Annotated in this window: 22 protein-coding genes and 1 tRNA gene; 10 read left to right on the plus strand and 13 right to left on the minus strand. The window is 55.9% G+C overall.

The genetic code is table 11. The features are described from left to right. The first annotated feature begins 28 nt into the window (after window positions 1-28). Window positions 29-790, plus strand: coding sequence for a molybdopterin-binding protein (locus BQ8290_RS02535; protein WP_108787349.1), 762 nt, complete (start codon window positions 29-31; stop codon window positions 788-790). 130 nt (window positions 791-920) lie between these two features. Here the strand turns inward: BQ8290_RS02535 and rplA are convergent, their stop codons facing one another. Together rplA and rplK are read right to left on the minus strand one after the other, a co-directional pair. Further along, a complete protein-coding gene (rplA, locus tag BQ8290_RS02540; protein WP_108787351.1) occupies window positions 921-1,613 on the minus strand; it encodes a 50S ribosomal protein L1 in 693 nt (230 codons plus the stop codon). A gap of 4 nt (window positions 1,614-1,617) precedes the next feature. Next, entirely contained in the window at window positions 1,618-2,046 is a 429-nt protein-coding gene (gene rplK / locus BQ8290_RS02545) for a 50S ribosomal protein L11 (protein WP_108787353.1), read from the minus strand. A 309-nt stretch (window positions 2,047-2,355) separates the two neighbouring features. On the opposite strand from rplK, the gene BQ8290_RS02555 reads away from it, so the two are divergent. The 3 genes from BQ8290_RS02555 (at window position 2,356) to BQ8290_RS02565 (ending at window position 4,439) form a co-directional block, all read left to right on the plus strand. Next, the gene (locus BQ8290_RS02555) at window positions 2,356-3,027 is read left to right on the plus strand and encodes a PspA/IM30 family protein (RefSeq protein WP_108787357.1); all 672 of its coding nucleotides are present in this window, start codon (window positions 2,356-2,358) and stop codon (window positions 3,025-3,027) included. Between the two features lie 84 nt (window positions 3,028-3,111). After that, a complete protein-coding gene (locus BQ8290_RS02560; protein ID WP_108787359.1) occupies window positions 3,112-3,603 on the plus strand; it encodes an abscisic acid-deficient protein Aba4 family protein in 492 nt (163 codons plus the stop codon). Next, window positions 3,600-4,439, plus strand: a complete 840-nt coding sequence (locus BQ8290_RS02565; RefSeq protein ID WP_108787361.1) for a hypothetical protein — start codon at window positions 3,600-3,602, stop codon at window positions 4,437-4,439. The genes BQ8290_RS02560 and BQ8290_RS02565 overlap by 4 nt, the downstream gene beginning before the upstream one ends. Window positions 4,440-4,780: 341 nt before the next feature. Here the strand turns inward: BQ8290_RS02565 and nusG are convergent, their stop codons facing one another. Together nusG and secE are read right to left on the minus strand one after the other, a co-directional pair. Beyond that, complete coding sequence (gene nusG / locus BQ8290_RS02575) at window positions 4,781-5,317, minus strand: transcription termination/antitermination protein NusG (protein ID WP_108787365.1); 537 nt, start codon at window positions 5,315-5,317, stop codon at window positions 4,781-4,783. Between the two features lie 66 nt (window positions 5,318-5,383). Continuing rightward, a complete protein-coding gene (gene secE, locus BQ8290_RS02580) occupies window positions 5,384-5,593 on the minus strand; it encodes a preprotein translocase subunit SecE (protein WP_108787367.1) in 210 nt (69 codons plus the stop codon). A gap of 258 nt (window positions 5,594-5,851) precedes the next feature. Here secE and BQ8290_RS02585 point away from each other — a divergent pair, with 258 nt between their 5' ends. Beyond that, window positions 5,852-7,405 carry an amino acid carrier protein gene (locus tag BQ8290_RS02585; protein WP_108787369.1) on the plus strand — a complete coding sequence of 518 codons (1,554 nt, stop codon included), beginning with the start codon at window positions 5,852-5,854 and terminating at the stop codon, window positions 7,403-7,405. Window positions 7,406-7,537: 132 nt separating this feature from the next. Here the strand turns inward: BQ8290_RS02585 and BQ8290_RS02590 are convergent. Then, window positions 7,538-7,613 (minus strand) — tRNA-Trp (locus tag BQ8290_RS02590). A 153-nt stretch (window positions 7,614-7,766) separates the two neighbouring features. On the opposite strand from BQ8290_RS02590, the gene aat reads away from it, so the two are divergent. Further along, a complete protein-coding gene (aat, locus tag BQ8290_RS02595) occupies window positions 7,767-8,498 on the plus strand; it encodes a leucyl/phenylalanyl-tRNA--protein transferase (protein WP_108787371.1) in 732 nt (243 codons plus the stop codon). On the opposite strand, the gene BQ8290_RS02600 is transcribed toward aat, so the two are convergent. The 4 genes from BQ8290_RS02600 to BQ8290_RS02615 form a co-directional block, all read right to left on the minus strand. Next, a complete protein-coding gene (locus tag BQ8290_RS02600; protein WP_108787373.1) occupies window positions 8,447-8,947 on the minus strand; it encodes a DUF2155 domain-containing protein in 501 nt (166 codons plus the stop codon). The genes aat and BQ8290_RS02600 overlap by 52 nt on opposite strands. Window positions 8,948-8,973: 26 nt before the next feature. Beyond that, entirely contained in the window at window positions 8,974-9,408 is a 435-nt protein-coding gene (locus tag BQ8290_RS02605; RefSeq protein ID WP_108787375.1) for an NADH:ubiquinone oxidoreductase subunit NDUFA12, read from the minus strand. Window positions 9,409-9,469: 61 nt separating this feature from the next. Then, entirely contained in the window at window positions 9,470-9,967 is a 498-nt protein-coding gene (locus tag BQ8290_RS02610; RefSeq protein ID WP_337660933.1) for a DUF192 domain-containing protein, read from the minus strand. After that, entirely contained in the window at window positions 9,961-10,689 is a 729-nt protein-coding gene (locus BQ8290_RS02615; protein WP_337660934.1) for a regulatory protein RecX, read from the minus strand. Before BQ8290_RS02615 ends, BQ8290_RS02610 begins: the two co-directional genes overlap by 7 nt. A 145-nt stretch (window positions 10,690-10,834) precedes the next feature. Here BQ8290_RS02615 and BQ8290_RS02620 point away from each other — a divergent pair, with 145 nt between their 5' ends. Then, on the plus strand, window positions 10,835-12,568 hold the full coding sequence (locus BQ8290_RS02620; protein WP_337660935.1) for a fatty acyl-AMP ligase: 1,734 nt from the start codon (window positions 10,835-10,837) through the stop codon (window positions 12,566-12,568). A gap of 1 nt (window position 12,569) precedes the next feature. Here BQ8290_RS02620 and BQ8290_RS02625 read toward each other — a convergent pair whose 3' ends face one another. Beyond that, on the minus strand, window positions 12,570-14,147 hold the full coding sequence (locus BQ8290_RS02625; protein ID WP_108787379.1) for a DUF389 domain-containing protein: 1,578 nt from the start codon (window positions 14,145-14,147) through the stop codon (window positions 12,570-12,572). A 218-nt stretch (window positions 14,148-14,365) separates the two neighbouring features. Between BQ8290_RS02625 and BQ8290_RS02630 the strand changes: the two genes are divergently transcribed. Genes BQ8290_RS02630 through BQ8290_RS02640 form a run of 3 tightly spaced genes read left to right on the plus strand, consistent with a single transcriptional unit; the run spans window position 14,366 to window position 16,736 of the window. Next, window positions 14,366-15,604 (plus strand): toxic anion resistance protein, encoded by a 1,239-nt coding sequence (locus tag BQ8290_RS02630; RefSeq protein ID WP_337660936.1) that lies wholly within the window; start codon window positions 14,366-14,368, stop codon window positions 15,602-15,604. 6 nt (window positions 15,605-15,610) lie between these two features. Continuing rightward, window positions 15,611-16,429, plus strand: coding sequence for a hypothetical protein (locus BQ8290_RS02635; RefSeq protein WP_108787381.1), 819 nt, complete (start codon window positions 15,611-15,613; stop codon window positions 16,427-16,429). A 4-nt stretch (window positions 16,430-16,433) separates the two neighbouring features. Beyond that, entirely contained in the window at window positions 16,434-16,736 is a 303-nt protein-coding gene (locus tag BQ8290_RS02640; RefSeq protein ID WP_108787383.1) for a polyhydroxyalkanoic acid system family protein, read from the plus strand. A 30-nt stretch (window positions 16,737-16,766) separates the two neighbouring features. Here BQ8290_RS02640 and BQ8290_RS02645 read toward each other — a convergent pair whose 3' ends face one another. The 3 genes from BQ8290_RS02645 to BQ8290_RS02655 all read right to left on the minus strand — a co-directional run bounded on the left by BQ8290_RS02645 (window position 16,767) and on the right by BQ8290_RS02655 (window position 19,476). Beyond that, window positions 16,767-17,585 (minus strand): class I mannose-6-phosphate isomerase, encoded by an 819-nt coding sequence (locus BQ8290_RS02645; RefSeq protein WP_443112304.1) that lies wholly within the window; start codon window positions 17,583-17,585, stop codon window positions 16,767-16,769. A 2-nt stretch (window positions 17,586-17,587) separates the two neighbouring features. Then, window positions 17,588-18,652 carry a sugar phosphate nucleotidyltransferase gene (locus tag BQ8290_RS02650; RefSeq protein WP_108787385.1) on the minus strand — a complete coding sequence of 355 codons (1,065 nt, stop codon included), beginning with the start codon at window positions 18,650-18,652 and terminating at the stop codon, window positions 17,588-17,590. Between the two features lie 101 nt (window positions 18,653-18,753). Continuing rightward, a complete protein-coding gene (locus tag BQ8290_RS02655; protein ID WP_108787387.1) occupies window positions 18,754-19,476 on the minus strand; it encodes a hypothetical protein in 723 nt (240 codons plus the stop codon). Window positions 19,477-19,487: the final 11 nt, after the last annotated feature.

Genomic DNA, 19,487 nt, shown 5'->3' on the forward strand with positions numbered 1-19,487 from the left:
GCCGCTTTAGTGTCCTAGGTCGACATCTATGAGTTCCCCTGAAAAAATCTGGACCGCGGGTCTTGTCATCATCGGTGATGAGATCCTTTCCGGTCGCACCCACGATAAAAACATCGGCCAAGTGGCGGCATGGCTGCAAGTGCAAGGCATCCGTCTTGCCGAAGTGCGTGTGGTGCCGGATGTGCAAGAAAAGATCATCGAAGCGGTGAACGCTTTACGAGCCGCCAATGACTACCTGTTCACAACGGGCGGAATTGGCCCGACCCATGACGACATCACGGTTGATGCGGTTTCAGAGGCGTTGGGTGTTCCCGTGGTCATCCACGAAGATGCACGCGCGCTGTTGGAACGGTATTACGCCGACAAAGGTGGCTTAAACGAAGGGCGATTGCGCATGGCGCGCGTGCCCGAAGGCGCAGAATTGATCCCCAATCGCATGTCCGGCGCACCTGGTATTCGACGCGGGAACGTTATTCTGATGGCCGGCGTGCCGCACATTACCGCCGGTATGTTGGACGCGTTGACCGGAAAGCTTGAAGGTGGCGCGCCGCTCTTGTCCGAAACCGTGGGATGTTGGGTCGCCGAAAGCGAAGTCGCCGCGATGTTGCGCGAAGTCGAAGAAGCCCACGAGAACTGTCAGATCGGTTCTTACCCGTTTTTCCGCGACGGACGCGTTGGTGCCAATTTCGTCATCCGCTCCACACAAAAAGAGGACTTGGCGAGCTGTGTCGACAGCCTCACCGATGGCCTAGCAACCAGCGGGCACGATTTCACACCTGGCGGCATCTAAGCCCAAGAAATCGGCCAGCGCTCATTGGTTTGAGCCATTGCCACTCTATTCTCCTGCGCAAAAAGACAAAGGGGGCCGACAGCGTTTGCTGTCGGCCCCCTAATGTTTCGCACTTACTGTGAGAAGGGCGTTAGGCGCCTTCGATATCCGCAGTATCGATTTTCAGGCCGGGGCCCATTGTCGACGTGAGCGAGATTTTCTTGACGTATTTGCCCTTCGCGCCCGACGGTTTCGCTTTCACGATAGCGCCGGTGATCGCTTCAAAGTTCGCTTTCAAATCCGCATCAGAGAACGACAATTTGCCGATACCTGAGTGGATGATGCCCATTTTCTCAACGCGGAATTCAACCTGGCCGCCTTTGGCGTCCTTCACGGCTTGTTCCACATTTGGAGTAACGGTGCCGAGTTTAGGGTTTGGCATCAGACCTTTAGGTCCAAGAACTTTACCCAAACGGCCAACAACGCCCATCATGTCCGGTGTCGCGATGACGCGGTCATAATCGAGATCGCCGTTTTGCATCTCTTCCATGAGGTCTTCAGCGCCAACTTTGTCTGCGCCAGCCGCAGTGGCTTTGTCAGCGTTGTCGCCGCGTGCGAACACAGCAACTTTCACAGCTTTACCCGTACCCGATGGCAGTGAAACCATGCCGCGAACCATTTGGTCGGCATGACGTGGATCAACGCCCAAGTTCATGGCGACTTCAACGGTTTCATCGAATTTCGCTTTGTGGGCGCGCAATGCGGTGATGGCTTCGTCGAAATTGTAGAACTTTTCAGAATCCAGCTCAGCGACGGCCTTTTGCTTTTTTGTCATTTTCACCATGATGTCAGCCCTTCACTTCGAGACCCATCGAACGCACGGAGCCTTCGATGATCTTCATTGCCTGATCGATGTCGTTCGCGTTGAGGTCTTTCATTTTCGCCTCAGCGATTTCCTTCACTTGAGCCTGTGTCACAGAACCCGCGACCGACTTGCCCGGCTCGCTCGAACCCGACTTCAGCTTTGCGGCTTTCTTGATCAGAAAGCTTGCTGGTGGGGTTTTGGTCGTGAAGGTGAACGAACGGTCGGCATAAACCGTGATCGTGGTTGGAATAGGTGCGTTCTTCTCAAGGTCCTGTGTTGCGGCGTTAAACGCCTTACAGAATTCCATGATGTTCACACCGCGTTGACCCAAAGCAGGGCCGATTGGCGGTGATGGGTTTGCAGTGCCGGCGGGCACTTGCAACTTAATATAACCTTCGATTTTCTTGGCCACGAGGGGCCTCCTTTCGCACTTTCACCGCCCACCTTTCGGTCATGTCTTGCGACAGGCGGTTCATGTTAAGCGGTCCAGCGCCCTTGTTACCCAAAAGCTCCCGCACGGATTCTCGCCGGTTTGACGAGAGCGCGCGGAATAGCGATTTTGCCAAGAATGGCAAGCCAAGATTGAACAACGCTCCCGCCAAGGCGAAAGACGTCGAATTCCAATTCTTGACCGTCGGCCTTTGCCGCCTTCAAAACATCGTGCTTTTCTTGGTCGATCCACGGGTCTAGGCATCCAACAGGTTTCACCAAAGGGCTTACAATGATCCATGTCGCTGTTCGAGTGCGAGAGCTGGTTTCCAGCAATCTCGATGCGATCGTAGGCAAAGCAACTGACCCTGCCAAAGCGCTCAATTTGTTGCGCGCCGAGGTCGAGGAAACTTTGATCAGCCTTCACAGCGAGTTGACCATGACAAAGCGGCAACATGATCGCGCGCTTGCCCGCTCCCAAAAACTCTTTGCAGAAGCCGATGAATGGACCGACAAGGCGCAAATTGCCATGAATCATGGACGCGAGGATTTGGCCCGCGCGGCACTTCAAGCGCGCAAGGATGGCCACGCTCACGCGGCTCTCAGCAAGGATGAGGCCGCTCAGTTGGCCAATTCCGTGGGTGAATTGGAAACGGCAATCGCGCAGCTAGAGGCCAAGCGCAGCGATATTCTGGTCGAAATCAGGAGCGCAGATCGGCCTGCAGTTGAGACCCACACCACTCAACATGGTGCTGCGGGACGCTCACCGCGCGATGACATTGACCGCCGATTGGACCGGATCGATGATTTGGAGCGGAGGGTCGGATTTCGCACCGAACGAAACATTGGCGTGCAGCAAAACCGTTCGTCCGTTGACGCAGAAATTCACGCGCTTTCGCAAGACAGCCTCATTGATGCCGAACTCAAGGCGATGAAGGCGGCTGCGAAGAAGTCTGGGAAATAGCCGAGGCACAACAAAGTCGCATCGCTTGACCCGGATAGTGTATTGCCATAGCAATACAGTTTGAATGCAACGAGGGAGGCCGCAGTGCTCACACCTGATCAATGGTTCGGTTACGCTGGGCAAGCAGCCATGCTGGGCTGGCTCATTCTGATATTCCTCCCGCGCAGATGGTCGTTGCTGACCGCGATTCCTCGCTTCGTCATCCCGCTTAGCCTGTCTTTATTGTATGCCGGTCTCGCCATGACCCACTTCTTTTCGGTTGAAGGGGGCGGTTACGGCTCTCTAGATGAAGTCGCCGCCCTATTGGGCACGCGCGAAATGTTGCTCGCGGGATGGGTCCATTATCTTTCATTCGACCTCTTTATCGGCGGCTGGATCGCGGTTCAGGCGGATAAGATTGGGATGAACCGCCTTATTCAGGCACCCGTCCTGCTTGCCACTTTCATGTTTGGCCCGGTGGGATTGGCGACGTTTTTGATCATGAGAGCGGTTTATTTTCGGAAGATCCGCGCTGATCGTGACGATCCGACCGCCGAAACTTCATCCTCCAATTCGCAGTCTGAGGTGCCAGCATGAGCAACCCTGCCACATCCCCCTCAAAACCCGGCGGCTGGGTCGCGCTAATCCCTTGGCTAGACGACGATCACACGACGCGGCTTAACATGACGCTGGCGGTGTTTATGCTCGCCAGCTTTGTTGTGTTCATACCCGCTTGGTTGATGGACACCCGGGTCCTAGACAGCGCGGCGGTTTGGACCAAACCACAAAAATTCAACATCTCGCTCGGTTTGCATTTCGCCACGATCGGCGTTTTGCTCCAATTGGTCCCTCGAAATGTTAGAGTTGGCCCGACCCTGCTGATGTTCTCTTACCTTGCCGCTGGCGGCTTGGTGTTCGAATACATTTGGGTGGCTATCCAAGCTGCGCAGGCAAAGCGGTCACATTTCAATTTCGACAGTGATTTTGAAAGTTTGATGTACGCGCTGATGGGATTGGGTGCGTTCTTCCTTATGACGATTGCCATGGCGTTGGCGGTTCAGATTTGGCGCAAGGGTGATCGGGCGCGAAAGGGGCTCTGGCTCGGAGCGATTGTCGGATTAACGCTCGCTTTCCTCTCAACGCTGTATTTTGGCTTCACGATGTCCAACAGTGGTCGTTACGTCGGCGGATCGCTCGAAGGCGGCGGCGCGACAGTGCCCTTTTTTGGATGGTCCCGCGAATATGGCGACCTAAGACCTGCCCACTTTGTAAGCCTTCATTTGATGCAAACGGTCCCGTTCGCTGGATGGTTAGCAGATCGGTACGGATGGAACGCAGTGGCAGTCGTGGCCGGCGTGACTGTGGTGCAATTGGCGATCGCGACGGCGTTGTTCGTTCAAGCTCTAAACGGTCAGCCATTCTGGCCGGTGTGAGGCTAGGATCGCGCGAGGCGAGACCAAGCCTTGCGCTAACCGCGCAACTCATGCCTAGGCGTCTTCATCCCCTTTGTCCTGCTTGTCAGGTGGTATTGGCGACATAGCTCGCAACGATAGGCGCGCAGCTTAAACGGAGCAGCAGCAGCAGCGCTTTCGGCCATCTCAAGCGATGCGTAGCGCTTTTTCTTGGTGCAAATGCCCAGCCGCGTCTTCACTGCTCAGGCGCCTTAGCAAGAGCGTGGCTACGTCCGATATCCGTCAGCTGGTAAATCAAGCGGACAATATGCAACCCTACCGCCGGCAAACCGACGGTTCCTTTTGCGCTCAGAAAATGCCGCTTACTTGACCAATTCAACCTGTTCAAAGTCCAACTCAACCGGGGTAGCCCGACCGAAGATCGACACGCTGACTTTGACTTTCGCTTTATCAAAGTCGAGCTCTTCGACGACGCCATTGAAGCTGGCAAAGGGTCCATCGAGCACTTTGACCGAATCGCCAATCTCGTAATCGACAGTGACTTGTTGTTTCGGTGCGGATTTCGCTTCTTCGACACCGCCGAAATAACGCGCAGCTTCTTTTTCGCTGATCGCCTGAGGCTTGTTGTTGTTGCCGAGAAAGCCTGTCACTTTCGGAGTGTTTTTGACGAGGTGATAAATATCGTCATTCATCCGCAATTTCGCCAAAACATAGCCCGGCATAAATTTGCGTTCGACTTGAACTTTCTTGCCCCGCTTCACTTCGGTGATCGTCTCGGTCGGAACTTCGATTTCCTCGACGCCCTCGGTAAGGCCAAGCCGCTCCGCCTCAGAGATGATCGCCTCTTTCACTTTGTTTTCAAAGCCAGAGTAAGCGTGAATGATGTACCAGCGAGACATGATAAGTCCTTAGCAAATGAGGTCGTGAAACTGATTTCTAGCCACCCGCAAATGGGTGTGAAATCATCAGGCAAGCGTCAGCAGAAAGTTGACAACGAAGTTGAAAAGACTGTCGATGCCAAAAAAGAACAGCGACAAGATCACCATAAAAATGAACACAAAGATAGCTGTGCGAATGGTCTCTTCGCGGGTTGGCCAAACGACCTTGCTGGTTTCCGTGCGAACTTGGTTCACAAATTCAGCAACAGATGTCTTGCGCTTTTTCTCTTCGGCCATGGAGCCTCTCGCCTTCGCGTAATGAATGTTTGATCCGGCTTTCAGGTAGGGTTCGTCGCCGTTCGGGACAAGGTCACGAATGGGCTTTTGATTCTTACCGATTTCAGGAACGAGTTCGCTATTATGGCGAGCGAGGTCGTAAAGCAAGAGGAAGAGTGGCTTCGGGACTAGTCAATCCCTTCTCGCCTCTATAGCGTGCGTCTCTTAATTCGAGGCCAGTGCAGCCTTGGAAAAAAGCTATTCGGGGAAAATCGCGCAATGTCAGCAAACGTAGAGCAGTCCAAGTCGCTGCTGGATCACATCGTCAACGTCTCAGACTTTATCTGGGGTGGCGAATGGAACGGCGAGCCTGTTTCATGGCTCAGCATCGGCGAGGTCGCCGTGCCGCCAATGGTTGTCGTCCTTTTGGGCGTCGGGCTCTATATCATGGTGGGCCTTCGGTTTTACCCAATTGTGAAATTCGGTTCTGCTGTGAAAGGCCTGTTTTCGAGCCGTAAGGGCAAAGGCGGAGGCGAAATTTCACCCTTTGCTGCGCTTTCAACGGCGTTGTCGGGCCAAGTCGGCACGGGTAACCTTGCTGGTGTGGCCTTTGCCATTGCATGGGGCGGACCCGGTGCGGTTTTCTGGATGTGGGTTACCGCTTTAATTGGCATGGCTCTCGCCTTTGCCGAAGGGTCTCTTGCAATCCGGTATCGTGAGAAAACGTCCGATGGCGCGTATCGTGGCGGGCCGATGACCTACATCATGATGGGGCTTGGTCCGAAATACACTTGGCTCGCCATCATCTTCTGTCTCGGGACATTGTTCTCTGCTTTGGTCACCGGCAATTCGATTCAAGCCAACGAAGTGGCCACCGGTCTGAACGAACTTTTTGGAATCGAACGGTGGATCGGCGGATTGATCGTGGCTTTGGCCGTGTTCGTTGTGATTATTGGCGGTATCAAATCCATCGGTAGAGTCGCCGAAAGCGTCGTCCCGTTCATGGCGGCGGCTTACATTGTCCTTGCTATCATCGCTCTCGCTCTCAACGCGAGTGACCTGCCAGAAACATTTGGTTTGATCTTTAGCGGGGCGTTCAACAACCAAGCGGCAGAAGGTGGCTTTGTCGGCGCATTGATCATCATCGCGATCCGTGCAGGTGTTGCCCGCGGCCTGTTCTCAAACGAGGCGGGTCAAGGTTCAACCCCAATCGCTCACGCGGTCGCGCAAACGGATGATCCAGAGCAACAGGGCCGGATGGCAATGCTTGGCACGTTCATCGATACGATCGTTATCTGCACGATGACAGCGTTGGTGATTTTGACCGTTCAAGGCGACTTCACGGGGGCCGGTCAATCCGTATCCCATGTGTGGCAATCTGATCTGAGCACGGTGGAAACCGCTGGTGTTGCAACAACCATCGCCGCCTACGCCGCAGCGTTCCCGACGTTGATCGCGGGAGTGCCATTGGGGACATTGGTCGTCAGCGTCGCTTTGATCTTGTTCGTGTTCACCACGCTTTTGACGTGGAGCTATTATGGTGAGCGTGCGATCACATTCCTTTATGACCGCATTCCGGGATCGACCCGCGGTGGCGAAAAAGTCCTGCACATTATCTGGCGCGTTATTTGGTGCGTTGCGATCTTTGTCGGCGCGACTCAGCCATCGCAGTTGGTTTGGCGATTGGGCGACATTTCCAATGCGGCGATGACCCTGCCCAACCTTTTGGCGCTCTTGCTACTGTCTGGCGTGGTCTTCAAGCTCGCCCGTGGTGAGAAGGATGCTGGCCCCACGCACACCGCAGACACACCGGAAGAACCAGAAGAATACTAAACCGAGAAAAGGGGCGGCGACGCGCCCTGATCCGAACGAAAAAGGCCCGGTCTATCGATCGGGCCTTTTTTCTATGCGCGCAATGAGCAGACCGCAGAATCGCGGCGCATGGCATTCAATATTTTGAGAAAGTGGCAGGGGCACAGAGACTCGAACTCTGGACCTTCGGTTTTGGAGACCGACGCTCTACCAGCTGAGCTACGCCCCTACACAGGCTGCGCCCTCTATCGAAGCTTTGCACGATAGGCAACCGGTCTTTGCAGACTTTAAAACGCTATTGTTTCCTATGCATCTGCACGGAGCAACCTCTGGTCGCATCCTTACTAGCGCGCGATCATCACCATGATAGAGAACACACATCATGCATTCGCCCTTGCGCGCCCCGATCCCGGTTGAAACTTTACTGCTCGCCTATCGAAGCGGTATTTTCCCTATGGCCGATGCGCGCGAAGACCTCGAGATTTTTTGGGTCGAACCGCGTGATCGCGCGATCATTCCTTTGCATGGCCTGCACATTTCGAAATCCCTGCGCAAAGTGCTTCGCGCGGATCGCTACCGCGTCACGATAAACACCGCATTCGAAGTGGTCGTTCGGTCCTGCGCAGCTCCCCGCCCCGACCATCCCGAAAGCTGGATCAGCGAACGCATTGTCGCCAGCTACGCTGCGCTGCATCGCGCGGGTCACGCCCATTCCATTGAATGTTGGGAAATGTCGGACGGCAAAGAGACCATGGTCGGAGGTCTCTATGGTGTTTCGTTCGACCGTGTATTTTGCGGAGAAAGCATGTTCAGCCGCGCCGACAATGCCAGCAAAGTGGCGCTGTGTTGGTTGGTGGCCTTGCTCAACCGGGCCGGCGTGCAATTGCTCGATTGCCAATTCATGACGGATCACCTCGCCTCTTTAGGCGCGGTGGAATTGCCCCAGAACGAGTATTTGAAATTGGTAGAGGCCGCGCGCGGACCGGCGGACATGACGATTGCGGCAGCGTATGAAGAGGTCCTGTCGAACAGTGAGAACCCCAAATCATCCAACCCGCTAGTTCATTCGTCGCCCGGGAAACTCATTGCGCAGTCTTTGATCCAGACATCGTAAACTGGGTGCTCTACGATATTCAGGCTGGGATTTTCTTTGAAAAGCCAACCGGAAAATACGCGGGCATGCTCGCTTTGGCCCCGCTCCAACACGTCGACCTGAACGAAAGCGCCGGTTTCTTGCGGAAATTCATAGGGTGCAGTCCGCTCGCAGGCCTGTAGTCTTAAAATCACCGCCCCCTCTTCGACGACTTCACCAGGACGCATTTCGAAATCCTGGCTTACATTGTTGCGCTTGTTCAGCAGGCCAATGGTCGCCACCCGTTCCGCCATTGGCGTCGAATCGCCCACCTCTACGGGAGACAATTCCGGTTCGGCAGCTTCGTCTTGTTCGGATACATCAACGCCCGCTTCCGCCGTATCCTGCGGCTCCGAAACGGGTTCAGCGTCGCTGCATCCGGCGATTGTTAGGGCGGCTATTGCCGAAAGAAATACTGGTTGGATCCGCATATCAAGCGACGATCAGCCGGGCAGGCTTAGCCCTCCGCGCTCGCTTCGGGGTTCCATGCTTCATAATCGCCATCTGCTGCGGCACGCTTTCCGCCGCGTTCTAGCGCGCCCTGAGGGCGATAGGCCTGCGCTGTGCCGGTGGCGTTCGGCGTGTAATCCGCTTCCCAAACTTTGGCTGGGGGCAGAAAGCTCTCGGGAACATCATCAAACGCCCCATGCAACCAACCGTGCCATTCGCTAGGCACTCGGCTTGCATCGTTGTGGCCATCATAGATGACCCAGCGGCGTTCGCGTTGCGTATAAGAACCGTTGGATTGGCCCGTATCTTTCGCTTTTGCGCGGAAATATTTGTTGCCTTGCGCATCGGTGCCGACATGTTCGCCGCCCACGCGTTTAGACCACCAATGCGTGCCGATGGTCGCGCCATCCCACCACGTGAAGATTTTTCCCAAGATTCCCATGGAGCAGCCGTTAGCCCAATTGGTTGTTCACGCCAATATGCAATGATCACTCAAACGACCTTTAGGGCAGCTGAAATTCAACCATATCACCAGCCGCGATGCCCAGTTCTTCGGACAATCCGCCGCGAATCTCAAAAACCGCGAGCGCCGGGCCGATCGATGAAACGCTGTCGGTCGAATATGGGACGCCGGCTTCAATATTCGTGATCCGGCTGTCTGGGCCGATAAAAATGATATCCAGCGGGAGCGGCGTGTTCTTCATCCAAAAACTGCGCGCTTGAGCAGCATAGGATGGAAACAACATCCCTTCGTCATCGCCCATTTCGGTGCGAAACATCATTCCGCGCGCTTGAGCCTCATTCGTATCGGCCAATTCGGTGATAAAGGAATGGCGGCTTGAACCACTAACCACGGTGACATCGATCAAGGTGAGGCCTGAATCGGGATCGACCGCCGGCGTATCGACCGCGCTCGGCGCGGGTGGTGCGTCTTGGGCGGCGCCGACGGGCGAACATGAGGCCAAAGCCAATCCCGCGATGATTGCACCAATTCTTACCATGATCCGCTCTCCCGTGGTTCCTCGGCGTCTTCCGCTTCGGCCAACCATTCGTCTACTTCTTCCATTGTGGCTGCATCGATGATGAACCGCACATGGTCATACTGGTGCCCTGCGCGCAGCATCGCGGCAACCTGTTTTTCGCGTTGCTTTCTTCGCGCCAGCGGGTCGCCATTTTCATCTTCGTCGATGTGTTCGACTGCATCCGGTCGGGCAAAGGGTCCAAATCGCCGTTTTTTGGCAAGAAGCACTGCCGCCCGCTTGCTCTCCGCCTCGCCCGGCGCGTTGTTTTCGCGCACCTCTTCGTCAACTCCCGCCGCCCACAATGCCTGCTCAACGCGTCGCGCGCCGTATCCACGGGCGGTCAAGTCTCGGCTGCGAGATCGGGCATAGGCATCGTCGTTTACATAACCCAGTTCGATCATCTGAGTGACCAAATCGGTCACATCAAGATCCCGCGTTCTGCCATCCGCGTCCTCTGCAACGCCCCGCGTTTGAATTTTTCGGGCCAAATACTGTTCAAGTTTGGCACCAGTGGTCGCAAAGCGTGCAGCGTACGAAAGCGCCAAATCGCGCAGCATTGTTTGGTCCAATGGGCGGGATTTCTTTGGCTTTCGATCACGATCCGCCCCCTTGCGCTTGCGCTTCACCCGCGATTCATCACCACCGGTCGATGGGGTCTCCCCACCTCCTATTTCGCTACCGGGTGATGACGTTTTGCTCATTCGTGAAACCATATTGCCTTATTCGTGCCACAGTCCTTATCAAATGGGAAAGTATGTATAGTCTCAAGACGCGTAGCGGTTGTGACTGTGGGGACATGATAGAGCGCGTGTGTGCGCGCCGCAAATGACGGGTATCGCTAGTAAAATGACCGACGCCGCCTTGACGCCGACGCCGAATGATTGCGAACTTCCGCGGATCCGCGCGCAATTCGACACCTTCAATGATGCGATAGATTATGCCGCTCGCAGCAAAAAGGGCATGAATTTTCACGATATGCGGGGACAACTCGAAAGAGTGTATCCGTATTCCGAAATGCGTGATGATGCGATCGTGATGGCTTATCGCTTGATTGAGGCTGGCATCAAACCCAAAGACCGTGTCGCCCTGATCGCAGAAACCGGTCCTGATTTCACCGCACTCTTCTGTGCCTGTGTCTATGCTGGGGCGTGGCCCGTGCCATTGCCATTGCCAACCACCTTTGGCGGCAAAGACAGCTATATCGATCAACTTGCGGTGCAATTGCAGAGCTCTGATCCCACCGTCCTGATTTACCCCGCCGAAATTGGCGAAATGGCCGGAGCAGCCGCCAAGAAACAAGGTTGTGCCGGAATCAGCTGGCAAGATTTTGAAGAACAGCCCGCCCCACCCGTGGACCTACCCGCTGCGTCTCCTGATGATATTTGCTATTTGCAATATTCGTCGGGCTCAACCCGCTTCCCCACCGGTGTAGCGGTGACACACAAGGCATTGCTGCACAATTTGTACGGCCATGCAGTGTCCATGGAATTGGGCGAGAATGATCGCTGCGTAAGCTGGCTCCCGCTTTACCATGACATGGGCCTCGTCGGTTGTTTCCTGTCTTTGGTGGCGAACCAATTCTCTGTCGACTTTTTGAAACCTGATGCCTTTGCACGCCGACCGCTTGCATGGTTGGACATGATCAGCCGCAATCCTGGCAATACGTGCTCGTATTCGCCAACTTTTGGATACGACATCTGCGCACGGCGCATTTCCAGTCAAACCAATGTGGCCGAACGCTTTGACCTGTCGCGATGGCGGATTGCGGGGAATGGCGCGGATATGATCCGCCCGGATGTGATGCAGAATTTCGTGAATGCATTTGCCGAAGCAGGTTTCAAAGCCTCGGCATTCACGCCGTCCTATGGATTGGCCGAAGCGGTGCTGGCGGTCACGGTGATGCCACCGGGCGAAGGCATTCGCGTTGAATTGGTCGAAGAAGAGCGCCTTTCGGGCACACCGCGCGACATAAGCCGCCCGGCCCGGTATCGCGCTATCGTCAATTGCGGAAAGCCATTGCCAGATATGGACGTTTACATATCAGGCGAAAACGGCGAACGGCGTGGCGACCACCAAATCGGCAAGGTGTGGTGCCGCGGCCCCAGCGTCATGCATTCCTATTTCCGCGATCCCGATTCGACCGAGGATTGCTTGGTCGATGGCTGGCTCGACACCGGGGATATGGGCTATCTCGCCGATGGCTATTTGTTCATCGTTGGCCGCGCCAAAGACATGATCATCATCAATGGCAAAAACCATTGGCCACAAGATATCGAATGGGCTGTCGAACAGCTCCCCGGGTTCAACCACGGCGATATCGCCGCCTTTGCGGTGGAAACAGAGGGCGGCGAAGAAGCGCCGGCTGTGTTGGTTCACTGCCGTGTTGCAGACCCCGAAGAACGCATCAAATTGCGCGAGCAGATTGCGGATAAAGTGCGCTCTGTCACTGGCATGAGCTGCGTGATCGAATTGGTGCCGCCGCGCACCTTGCCGCGGACGAGTTCGGGCAAACTAAGTCGGGCCAAGGCCAAGAAATTGTACCTGTCTGGTGAGATCGTTCCGCTCGACCTGGCGGCGTGATTTAACGTCCGCCCCATTCGGCGCGCAGCGGCCCGAAGCCGTCTTCGACTGTTACACTCACCCCACGGCGCGCCAAAATCTCGGCGGCTTGGGTCGTTTCAACCGGGTTGCCAACCAACATGATCGGCAAATCCACCCTCTGCGCGGCCCATTCAACCACGGCCAACGCTTGTGCACCCGCTGGGGTTGGGCCCTCTTCGTCAAACGCAATCTCCTGAGGCAGATCACCGATCGGAGGGAGCAATTCAATCGTCCAACCCGGCTCCGTTGCGGCGATGCGCATCTCTAGCGCGCGGTAAGAGGCCAAAGTCGCCCCAACCAATTGTTTGGCTCGCACAGTTGCCCGGCGGCGCGTCCGATCAATCGTAACATCGTCGTTGGTCACGCCCGCGACCAAAGCCAAGCGTGTGGCCAGAGCCTCTGCACGCTCCAGCGCCGCTTCCTCTTCGTTTGCGCGCGCTTCGGACAATTGGGCGCGTTCTGCCGCGCTTGCGCTGGTATCGACTTTCAATTGGGTCAAAGACAATTCAACCGATTGAGACAAGCGCCCGGCCAAGGCCCGTTCAATATCGGTTTCGGCATCAGAACGCAGCGAAGACGTAAGGACTTTTGCATTGATAGTCACCGGCTCACCGCCGAATTCAATCTCAAGCTCATCGATGATCGTGTTCGTGTCGAACGTCTCTTCGATTTCTGCCCGCACGATCCGTTGCGCGTTCGCCTGCCAAGCAATCTGTTGAAGCGACAGTGCCAGTGGGATCGCCAACGCGACAAAGACCACCACAACGGCGATATTCTGAAACAGGCTATTGCGTGAGCTTAGCGCGGTCTTGAAACCGTACATCCGCGCCATGACCAGAGCGGTCAATGCGATGGTGATCAAGTTGGTGACATAAAGGTGCAGCGCACCGGAAAATACCGTCCAATTCCATGTCGCCAAACCAAAACCGACCGTGGCCAAAGGAGGCATCAAGGCGGTCGCGATGGCCACGCCAACAATTGTGCCCTCTCGCCCTCGGATCATCGCATAGGCACCGGCAAGCGCCGAAAAAAGCGCCACAAACAAATCAAACAAATTGGGCTGAGTGCGCGCAGCGATCTCTGGCGTGATCGTTTGGATAGGCGACAAATAAACGAGACCCGCCGTCAAAGCGATGGCGATCACCGTGCCCCACGCTAAGCTGCGCGCCGATTGTTTGAGCCATTGGTAATCCCCAATCGCCAAAGCAAAGCCAAGCCCCATGATCGGATCCATCAAAGGCGACAGCAACATCGCCCCGATCACAACCGCAGGTGACGATAGAAGCAAGCCCAAGACAGCAATGCCCGCGCTCATGGCCGTCATAAACAAATAGCGTTCAGATAAAGCACATTCGGCCCGGCGTTTCTCAATCACGGCGGATTGAACAACCGTTCCGACCACGTCTTCGCGCCACCAACGGCGCACGCTGAACAAGACGCGCGACACAGACATGCCTTCGCCGACAACCGCCGCGCCGTCTTTCGGAGGCAACGGCGTGTAACCTGAGCTTGATGGGGCCAACGGTTTTTGATCCGGCGGTGTGGTCTCTTTATCCAACTGTATCTCAGCCCTTTTTGCTCACCCCATCTTTAAGGGTATTTTCGACCCAGTGGAAGCGGATTGGCCAAGCGGGTGAGATGAAAGATAGATTGTGCGGATCAAACCCGCTACCTTTGGCCTCTTGAAAGACGTGTTTTAGATCACTAATACAGTAATCAAAGAAGCCGCCGGCAACCCGTTCCCATAACCGGCGGATCAGGGAGCAAATACGCGGCATGACCACCGAAACCGAGCAATCGACCACACCAACCACCAAAACGGCCACAAAGACCGTGGGCGATTTTGAATTGACCCCACCCGATCCGGTGCCTGCGGTTGCCGCCGAAAAAGCGGCAGGTCTTGTCCCAGTTGCCGACGAACAACGGTCGAAACTCGATACGAAGGTGGACGCGTTTGTTGCCGATCTCATTTCGGTCGATGCCAATTCGCCGGCTTTTGGTGAAAAAGTCGATCAAATCACACGCATGGGTCAAGAACAGATCCGTGCCGCCGCCGCGCATTCCAATCGTTTCTTGGATCGTCCGGTCCGCGCGATGGACGCAGACAGCAGCGTGGGCAACGATCTGGCCCAACTGCGCCGCACGGTCGAGGACCTCGATCCGGGCCGGAAAAATTCTCTGCTGGCACCGCGCAAACTGTTCGGGATCATTCCGTTCGGCAGCAAGCTAAAGAACTACTTTGACAGCTACACCTCGGCTCAGGGTCATATTCAAGCGATCCTTGAGCGCCTCGAAGGGGGCAAAAAAGAGCTGTATCTCGACAACGCGGCGATCGACACCGAGCGTCAAAAGCTTTGGGAAGCAATGGGCGAATTGGAGCAAATGATCCATATCGCCAAAACATTGGACGGACGGCTTGAGGCAAAAGCGCTTGAGCTCGATGCAAGCGATCCTGAAAAGGCGAAGGCGTTGCGTGAGAGCGCTTTGTTCTATGTCCGTCAGCGCACCCAAGATTTGCTGACTCAAATGGCTGTGAGCGTTCAGGGGTATCTCGCGCTTGATCTGGTCAAGAAAAACAATGTTGAATTGGTCAAGGGCGTCGATCGCGCTAGCACCACGACGGTCGGCGCATTGCGCACCGCCGTGACCGTCGCTCAGGCGATGACCAACCAAAAATTGGTCCTGCAACAAATCACTTCGCTCAACCAGACGACGACTGACATCATCGATTCGACCAGTACATTGCTGCGCGAACAGACATCGCAAATCCATGAACAAGCCGCGTCTTCGACCATTCCGTTGGAAACGTTGCAACGCGCGTTCCAAAACATCTACGACACAATGGACGAAGTGGACGATTTCAAGATCCGTGCGCTCGATTCCATGAAGCAAACGGTCAACGTTTTGACCGACGAAGTGGAAAAATCAAAAGGCTACATCGCTCGCGCAGAAGGTCAGGCACAGGCACAAGCGAAAGTCGCTGCGGATCCATCCTTGCTTGCGCTGGACACCTAATCGACGATGACCGACAGCACACAGCAATCTGATCAGATATTGGGCGCAGCCCGCCAATCCTTGTTAACACAACAAGAAGGCGGCACCCACCGTCCGGGCGACAGCATCGGCCAAGGGTCGGCCGCAGCCAAGCGCAAGAATTTGATCAATCGCGCGAAGTATTTCGCCGGGGCCATTGCGACGATCTTTGTCACAATGGCCGCTGCGGGCATATTGCTCGACGGAATTGGAACCGTTGGTGTCATGATGGTGGCGCTTGCCGTGGTTGCGGCCGCTTTCGTTTTTGCCAACTTCCCAAAGGTCAAAACGCCCAAGCGCGCTGAATTGAAACTAGGCAATCCGCAACAAATGGTCGCCCGCACGGAATTGTGGCTTGAGGCGCAACGCCCGCATTTGCCCGAAGCCGCCGCCAGAATTGTTGAACGGCTGGGCGAACAGCTTGATGCATTGGGCGTCCAATTGGACGCCATCGATGATGAACATCCGGCGATGAACGAGGTGCGCGAACTCGTCGGAGAATACATCCCAGAGACGATCGACAATTACCGCAAGATACCGCAGCATCTTCGCCAAGAAGAACATGCTGGCGGAACCGCAGACGCGCGCTTGATCACAAGTTTGACCAAACTTTCCAGCGAAGTGGATCGCGTCACGCGGCGCCTCGCAGAGGGTGCTTTGGATGATTTGGCCGTGAAATCGCGGTATTTGGATTATCGGTATGGCGGGGATGATCTGCTCGCTGAAATGACCAACGACGACCAAGGTTCCGGCGTGCCCTTGCCTGATCTTTCCAATATCAACGACACCGTAAAGCAGCCCCGCTGAACCGATGCGTGTATCGCTCCCCCACACTCTGGGCGCCGAAGAGGTCCGACGCCGGATGCATGCCCACGCGCATGAGATCGCGGACTATTTTCCGGCCGGAATGGCGGAGATCGAAACAAGTTGGCCGAATGAAGATCGGATGGATCTGTTCATCACTGCGGCGGGTCAAAAAATTGAAGGCGGTATCGACGTCACCGACGACACAGTCGTGATTGAGCTCGACCTTCCAAGAATGCTCGGTTTTCTGCGCGGCACATTGGAAAATGCAGTCCGCAAAAACGCTTCAAAAATGCTCGAGAAAGATTGAGCGTTAGGCAGATCTGCCCGCTCATTCTGGCTACGCAGGGCGAGTGAGCAACGTCACTTTCGCATCAGAAAAATCGAGCGCGCCAATATCGGCAGCAAAAAGACACTCGCCGGCTTTTGCGGAGACCTGATCCTCTTCCACGGCCCGCACTTCCCCTTCGAGAGGTAGAACCAAAAGCCCATTCGGATACCGATCGGTTATCCCGGCGTCTGGCGATCCTTCGACACGGTCCAATTGGAAATGTGTGCTCGACACCAGCGGGCCATCGCAACGGCTCGCTCCGCATGTTGCTGTGCTCTTGTGGTGAGGATCGTATGGCCGTCGTTGCGCGACGGCGAGAGCGCGATCAAGATGCAGATCGCGCGGCCGTCCATAATCGTAAAGACGAAAGGTTGTGTCGCTGTTCTGTTGAACTTCGACCAAGGAAAGACCGGGGCCGATCGCGTGCACCGTGCCAGCCGGCAAGAAATAGACGTCGCCGGGACGCGCATCGTGCCATGTGAGAAGCGACTCAATCGAACCGTCTTGCGCGGCCTTGGCCATTCGATCTGCGCTGATCTCTTCATCAAAGCCAATCGCCAATTGCGCGCCCGGTTCCGCATCAAGGACCAGCCAGCATTCCTCTTTGCCATCCTCACCCGGCAATGCGTCGGCGTTGGATGGATGGACCTGAACCGACAATTTCTCGCTGGTGAAGAGATATTTGACCAACAATTGCGGCAATTCAGGCGGCGGTTCGAACCAAATTTCTCCAATGCGCGCACCATCAGTCGCGGAAAATGGCGCGGGCAGCTTTGTCCGCCCCCAAACTTTCTCCACCATCCGGGTCTGAATTTTGCGCACGCGCATCGTCACTGTTCGGCGGCTCCGGGCAATTTGCCAACCAACTGCGCGCCGTCTCTGGTCGTGACCAAAACCTCACCACCCGAAACAACGATGCAAATATCTGCAACGCCCACGGCCGAGATTCGAGGCCCATCGGTCGACGCCAACACATGACTGCAATCGATGAGATCAACCGACCCTTTGCGGACATTGGTGTCGCAATCGGACCCAACCGGGGCGGCGGTCAGCGCATCCTGCAACGCTGCCCAATTGCCGATGTCGGACCATCCCATATCGGCCGGTACCATCGCGGCGCGTGCGGTGTTTTCCATAACCGCGTAATCGATCGAATCGCCCTGTATCCCCGCGAAAACCTCCGCTGAAGGGTAAAAACGCGACCCCTCTGAGCGCCCCTGTCGAACAGAGGCGAGAACGGCCTCGGCCATTTCGGGGCGATGCGCGGTCAATTCATCAATCAATTGGCCGGCGCGAAACGCAAAAATACCGCCGTTCCAACTGTACTCTCCGCTTTCCAAATATGTTTGCGCGCGCGCGAAATCCGGCTTTTCAACGAACCGGGCAATCTTATGGCCGCCGGGCAATTCCTCACCCCGACGCAAATAGCCATAGCCGGTCTCTGGGCTTTCAGGCGTTATGCCAAACGACACCAAGTAATCTTGTGCCGCCAAATGCGCGGCCGATAGTGCGGCGTTTCGAAACGCTGTTTCATCGGCGATATGATGATCGCTTGGACACACCAACATTATATCATCCGGATCAAGACATGCTGCCGCCAGAGCGATGGCCGGCGCGGTGTTTTTTGCGGCTGGCTCAACGATTAAGCGATGCTCTTTTCCATCCAATTGTCGTTCAATCACCGATCCATATTGCGGGCCAGCAACTACAATCGGCGCGGCGAACCCGCCATCGGACGCATCGCCAGAGATGCGGCCAATGGCCTGTTCAAACAACGTCGTATCACCAATCAAGGGCAAAAATGGCTTCGGCAGAGTCTTGCGACTCACCGGCCACAGCCGGGTGCCGCTGCCCCCACAAAGAATGACTGGATGGATAGGGTGATCTTTAACCATAGGAGCACACTATCATTGCCGAGGTTTAAAGCCAGTGAACGCCAACGCAGAAACAACACGAGAAAACGCATCTTTACCGCGTCTTTGAGACAATCTCTGCCCTATCTCTGGCGGAAATCAACGCGGTAACCGTACCGCGCCTCTACCGGATCACCGGCTCGATTGCGGGCCGGGTTAAACCGGATCTTCTCCATCACCAATCCGCAAACCAATCCGGTGCTTTGCGCATCGGCGGTGCTGCGGGTCACGCTGCAATCGCGCGCGCGGCCATCTGTGGTGACCATAAAAAAGACCGTGACCGATGTTCCAAATCGCGCCTCGCGCCCGCCTTCGGGTATAGGAAAATCTCGGCGCGGGTCGAGGGCACCAGACGCAACACTTGGCCGGATGGCGACGCCGTTGCCTTGGCCGCCGCCCTGATTGCCGCTGCCGGTGCCTTGGCCTTCGCCTTCCGATCCGGTGCTATCACCCGCCTCACGCGCGCCGGACGTTTGCGCAGCGCCTGTCGAAGACGCTTGCGGGCGTGGTTCGGGGTTGCGTTCAATTGGGGATGTCGGCGCGGTGACCGGTTGAGGCACGGCCTCTTCGCCCTGCGCACCAGCGGCCCCTTCATCCGGTTCGGGCGGCGTATCGGGTTCATCTGGAGCGGTGATGACCACGGTAAAGGCATCAATAACCTCTCGCTCCACCGAAGCGGTCAATTGCGGAGCCAACAAGCGCGATAATCCATACAGCGCAACGATGTGAAACAGCGCAATGGCCGTTAGCAAAGGCCAGCGAGTGCCTTTCGGTTTTCCCTGATAGCCGCGTTGGTTCTTGATCATCTATCCTGTGC

The sequence above is a fragment of the Erythrobacter sp. Alg231-14 genome (genome assembly GCF_900149685.1).
GTDB lineage: Bacteria > Pseudomonadota > Alphaproteobacteria > Sphingomonadales > Sphingomonadaceae > Erythrobacter.

Coding starts and splice junctions, on each gene's coding strand:
- BQ8290_RS02535 (WP_108787349.1), top strand. CDS start 29: ATGAGTTCCCCTGAAAAAATCTGGACCGCGGGTCTTGTCATCATCGGT.
- rplA (WP_108787351.1), bottom strand. CDS start 1,613: ATGGTGAAAATGACAAAAAAGCAAAAGGCCGTCGCTGAGCTGGATTCT.
- BQ8290_RS02555 (WP_108787357.1), top strand. CDS start 2,356: ATGATCCATGTCGCTGTTCGAGTGCGAGAGCTGGTTTCCAGCAATCTC.
- BQ8290_RS02565 (WP_108787361.1), top strand. CDS start 3,600: ATGAGCAACCCTGCCACATCCCCCTCAAAACCCGGCGGCTGGGTCGCG.
- nusG (WP_108787365.1), bottom strand. CDS start 5,317: ATGTCTCGCTGGTACATCATTCACGCTTACTCTGGCTTTGAAAACAAA.
- secE (WP_108787367.1), bottom strand. CDS start 5,593: ATGGCCGAAGAGAAAAAGCGCAAGACATCTGTTGCTGAATTTGTGAAC.
- BQ8290_RS02585 (WP_108787369.1), top strand. CDS start 5,852: ATGTCAGCAAACGTAGAGCAGTCCAAGTCGCTGCTGGATCACATCGTC.
- aat (WP_108787371.1), top strand. CDS start 7,767: ATGCATTCGCCCTTGCGCGCCCCGATCCCGGTTGAAACTTTACTGCTC.
- BQ8290_RS02600 (WP_108787373.1), bottom strand. CDS start 8,947: ATGCGGATCCAACCAGTATTTCTTTCGGCAATAGCCGCCCTAACAATC.
- BQ8290_RS02605 (WP_108787375.1), bottom strand. CDS start 9,408: ATGGGAATCTTGGGAAAAATCTTCACGTGGTGGGATGGCGCGACCATC.
- BQ8290_RS02610 (WP_337660933.1), bottom strand. CDS start 9,967: ATGGTAAGAATTGGTGCAATCATCGCGGGATTGGCTTTGGCCTCATGT.
- BQ8290_RS02615 (WP_337660934.1), bottom strand. CDS start 10,689: ATGAGCAAAACGTCATCACCCGGTAGCGAAATAGGAGGTGGGGAGACC.
- BQ8290_RS02620 (WP_337660935.1), top strand. CDS start 10,835: ATGACCGACGCCGCCTTGACGCCGACGCCGAATGATTGCGAACTTCCG.
- BQ8290_RS02630 (WP_337660936.1), top strand. CDS start 14,366: ATGACCACCGAAACCGAGCAATCGACCACACCAACCACCAAAACGGCC.
- BQ8290_RS02635 (WP_108787381.1), top strand. CDS start 15,611: ATGACCGACAGCACACAGCAATCTGATCAGATATTGGGCGCAGCCCGC.
- BQ8290_RS02640 (WP_108787383.1), top strand. CDS start 16,434: ATGCGTGTATCGCTCCCCCACACTCTGGGCGCCGAAGAGGTCCGACGC.
- BQ8290_RS02645 (WP_443112304.1), bottom strand. CDS start 17,585: ATGCGCGTGCGCAAAATTCAGACCCGGATGGTGGAGAAAGTTTGGGGG.
- BQ8290_RS02650 (WP_108787385.1), bottom strand. CDS start 18,652: ATGGTTAAAGATCACCCTATCCATCCAGTCATTCTTTGTGGGGGCAGC.
- BQ8290_RS02655 (WP_108787387.1), bottom strand. CDS start 19,476: ATGATCAAGAACCAACGCGGCTATCAGGGAAAACCGAAAGGCACTCGC.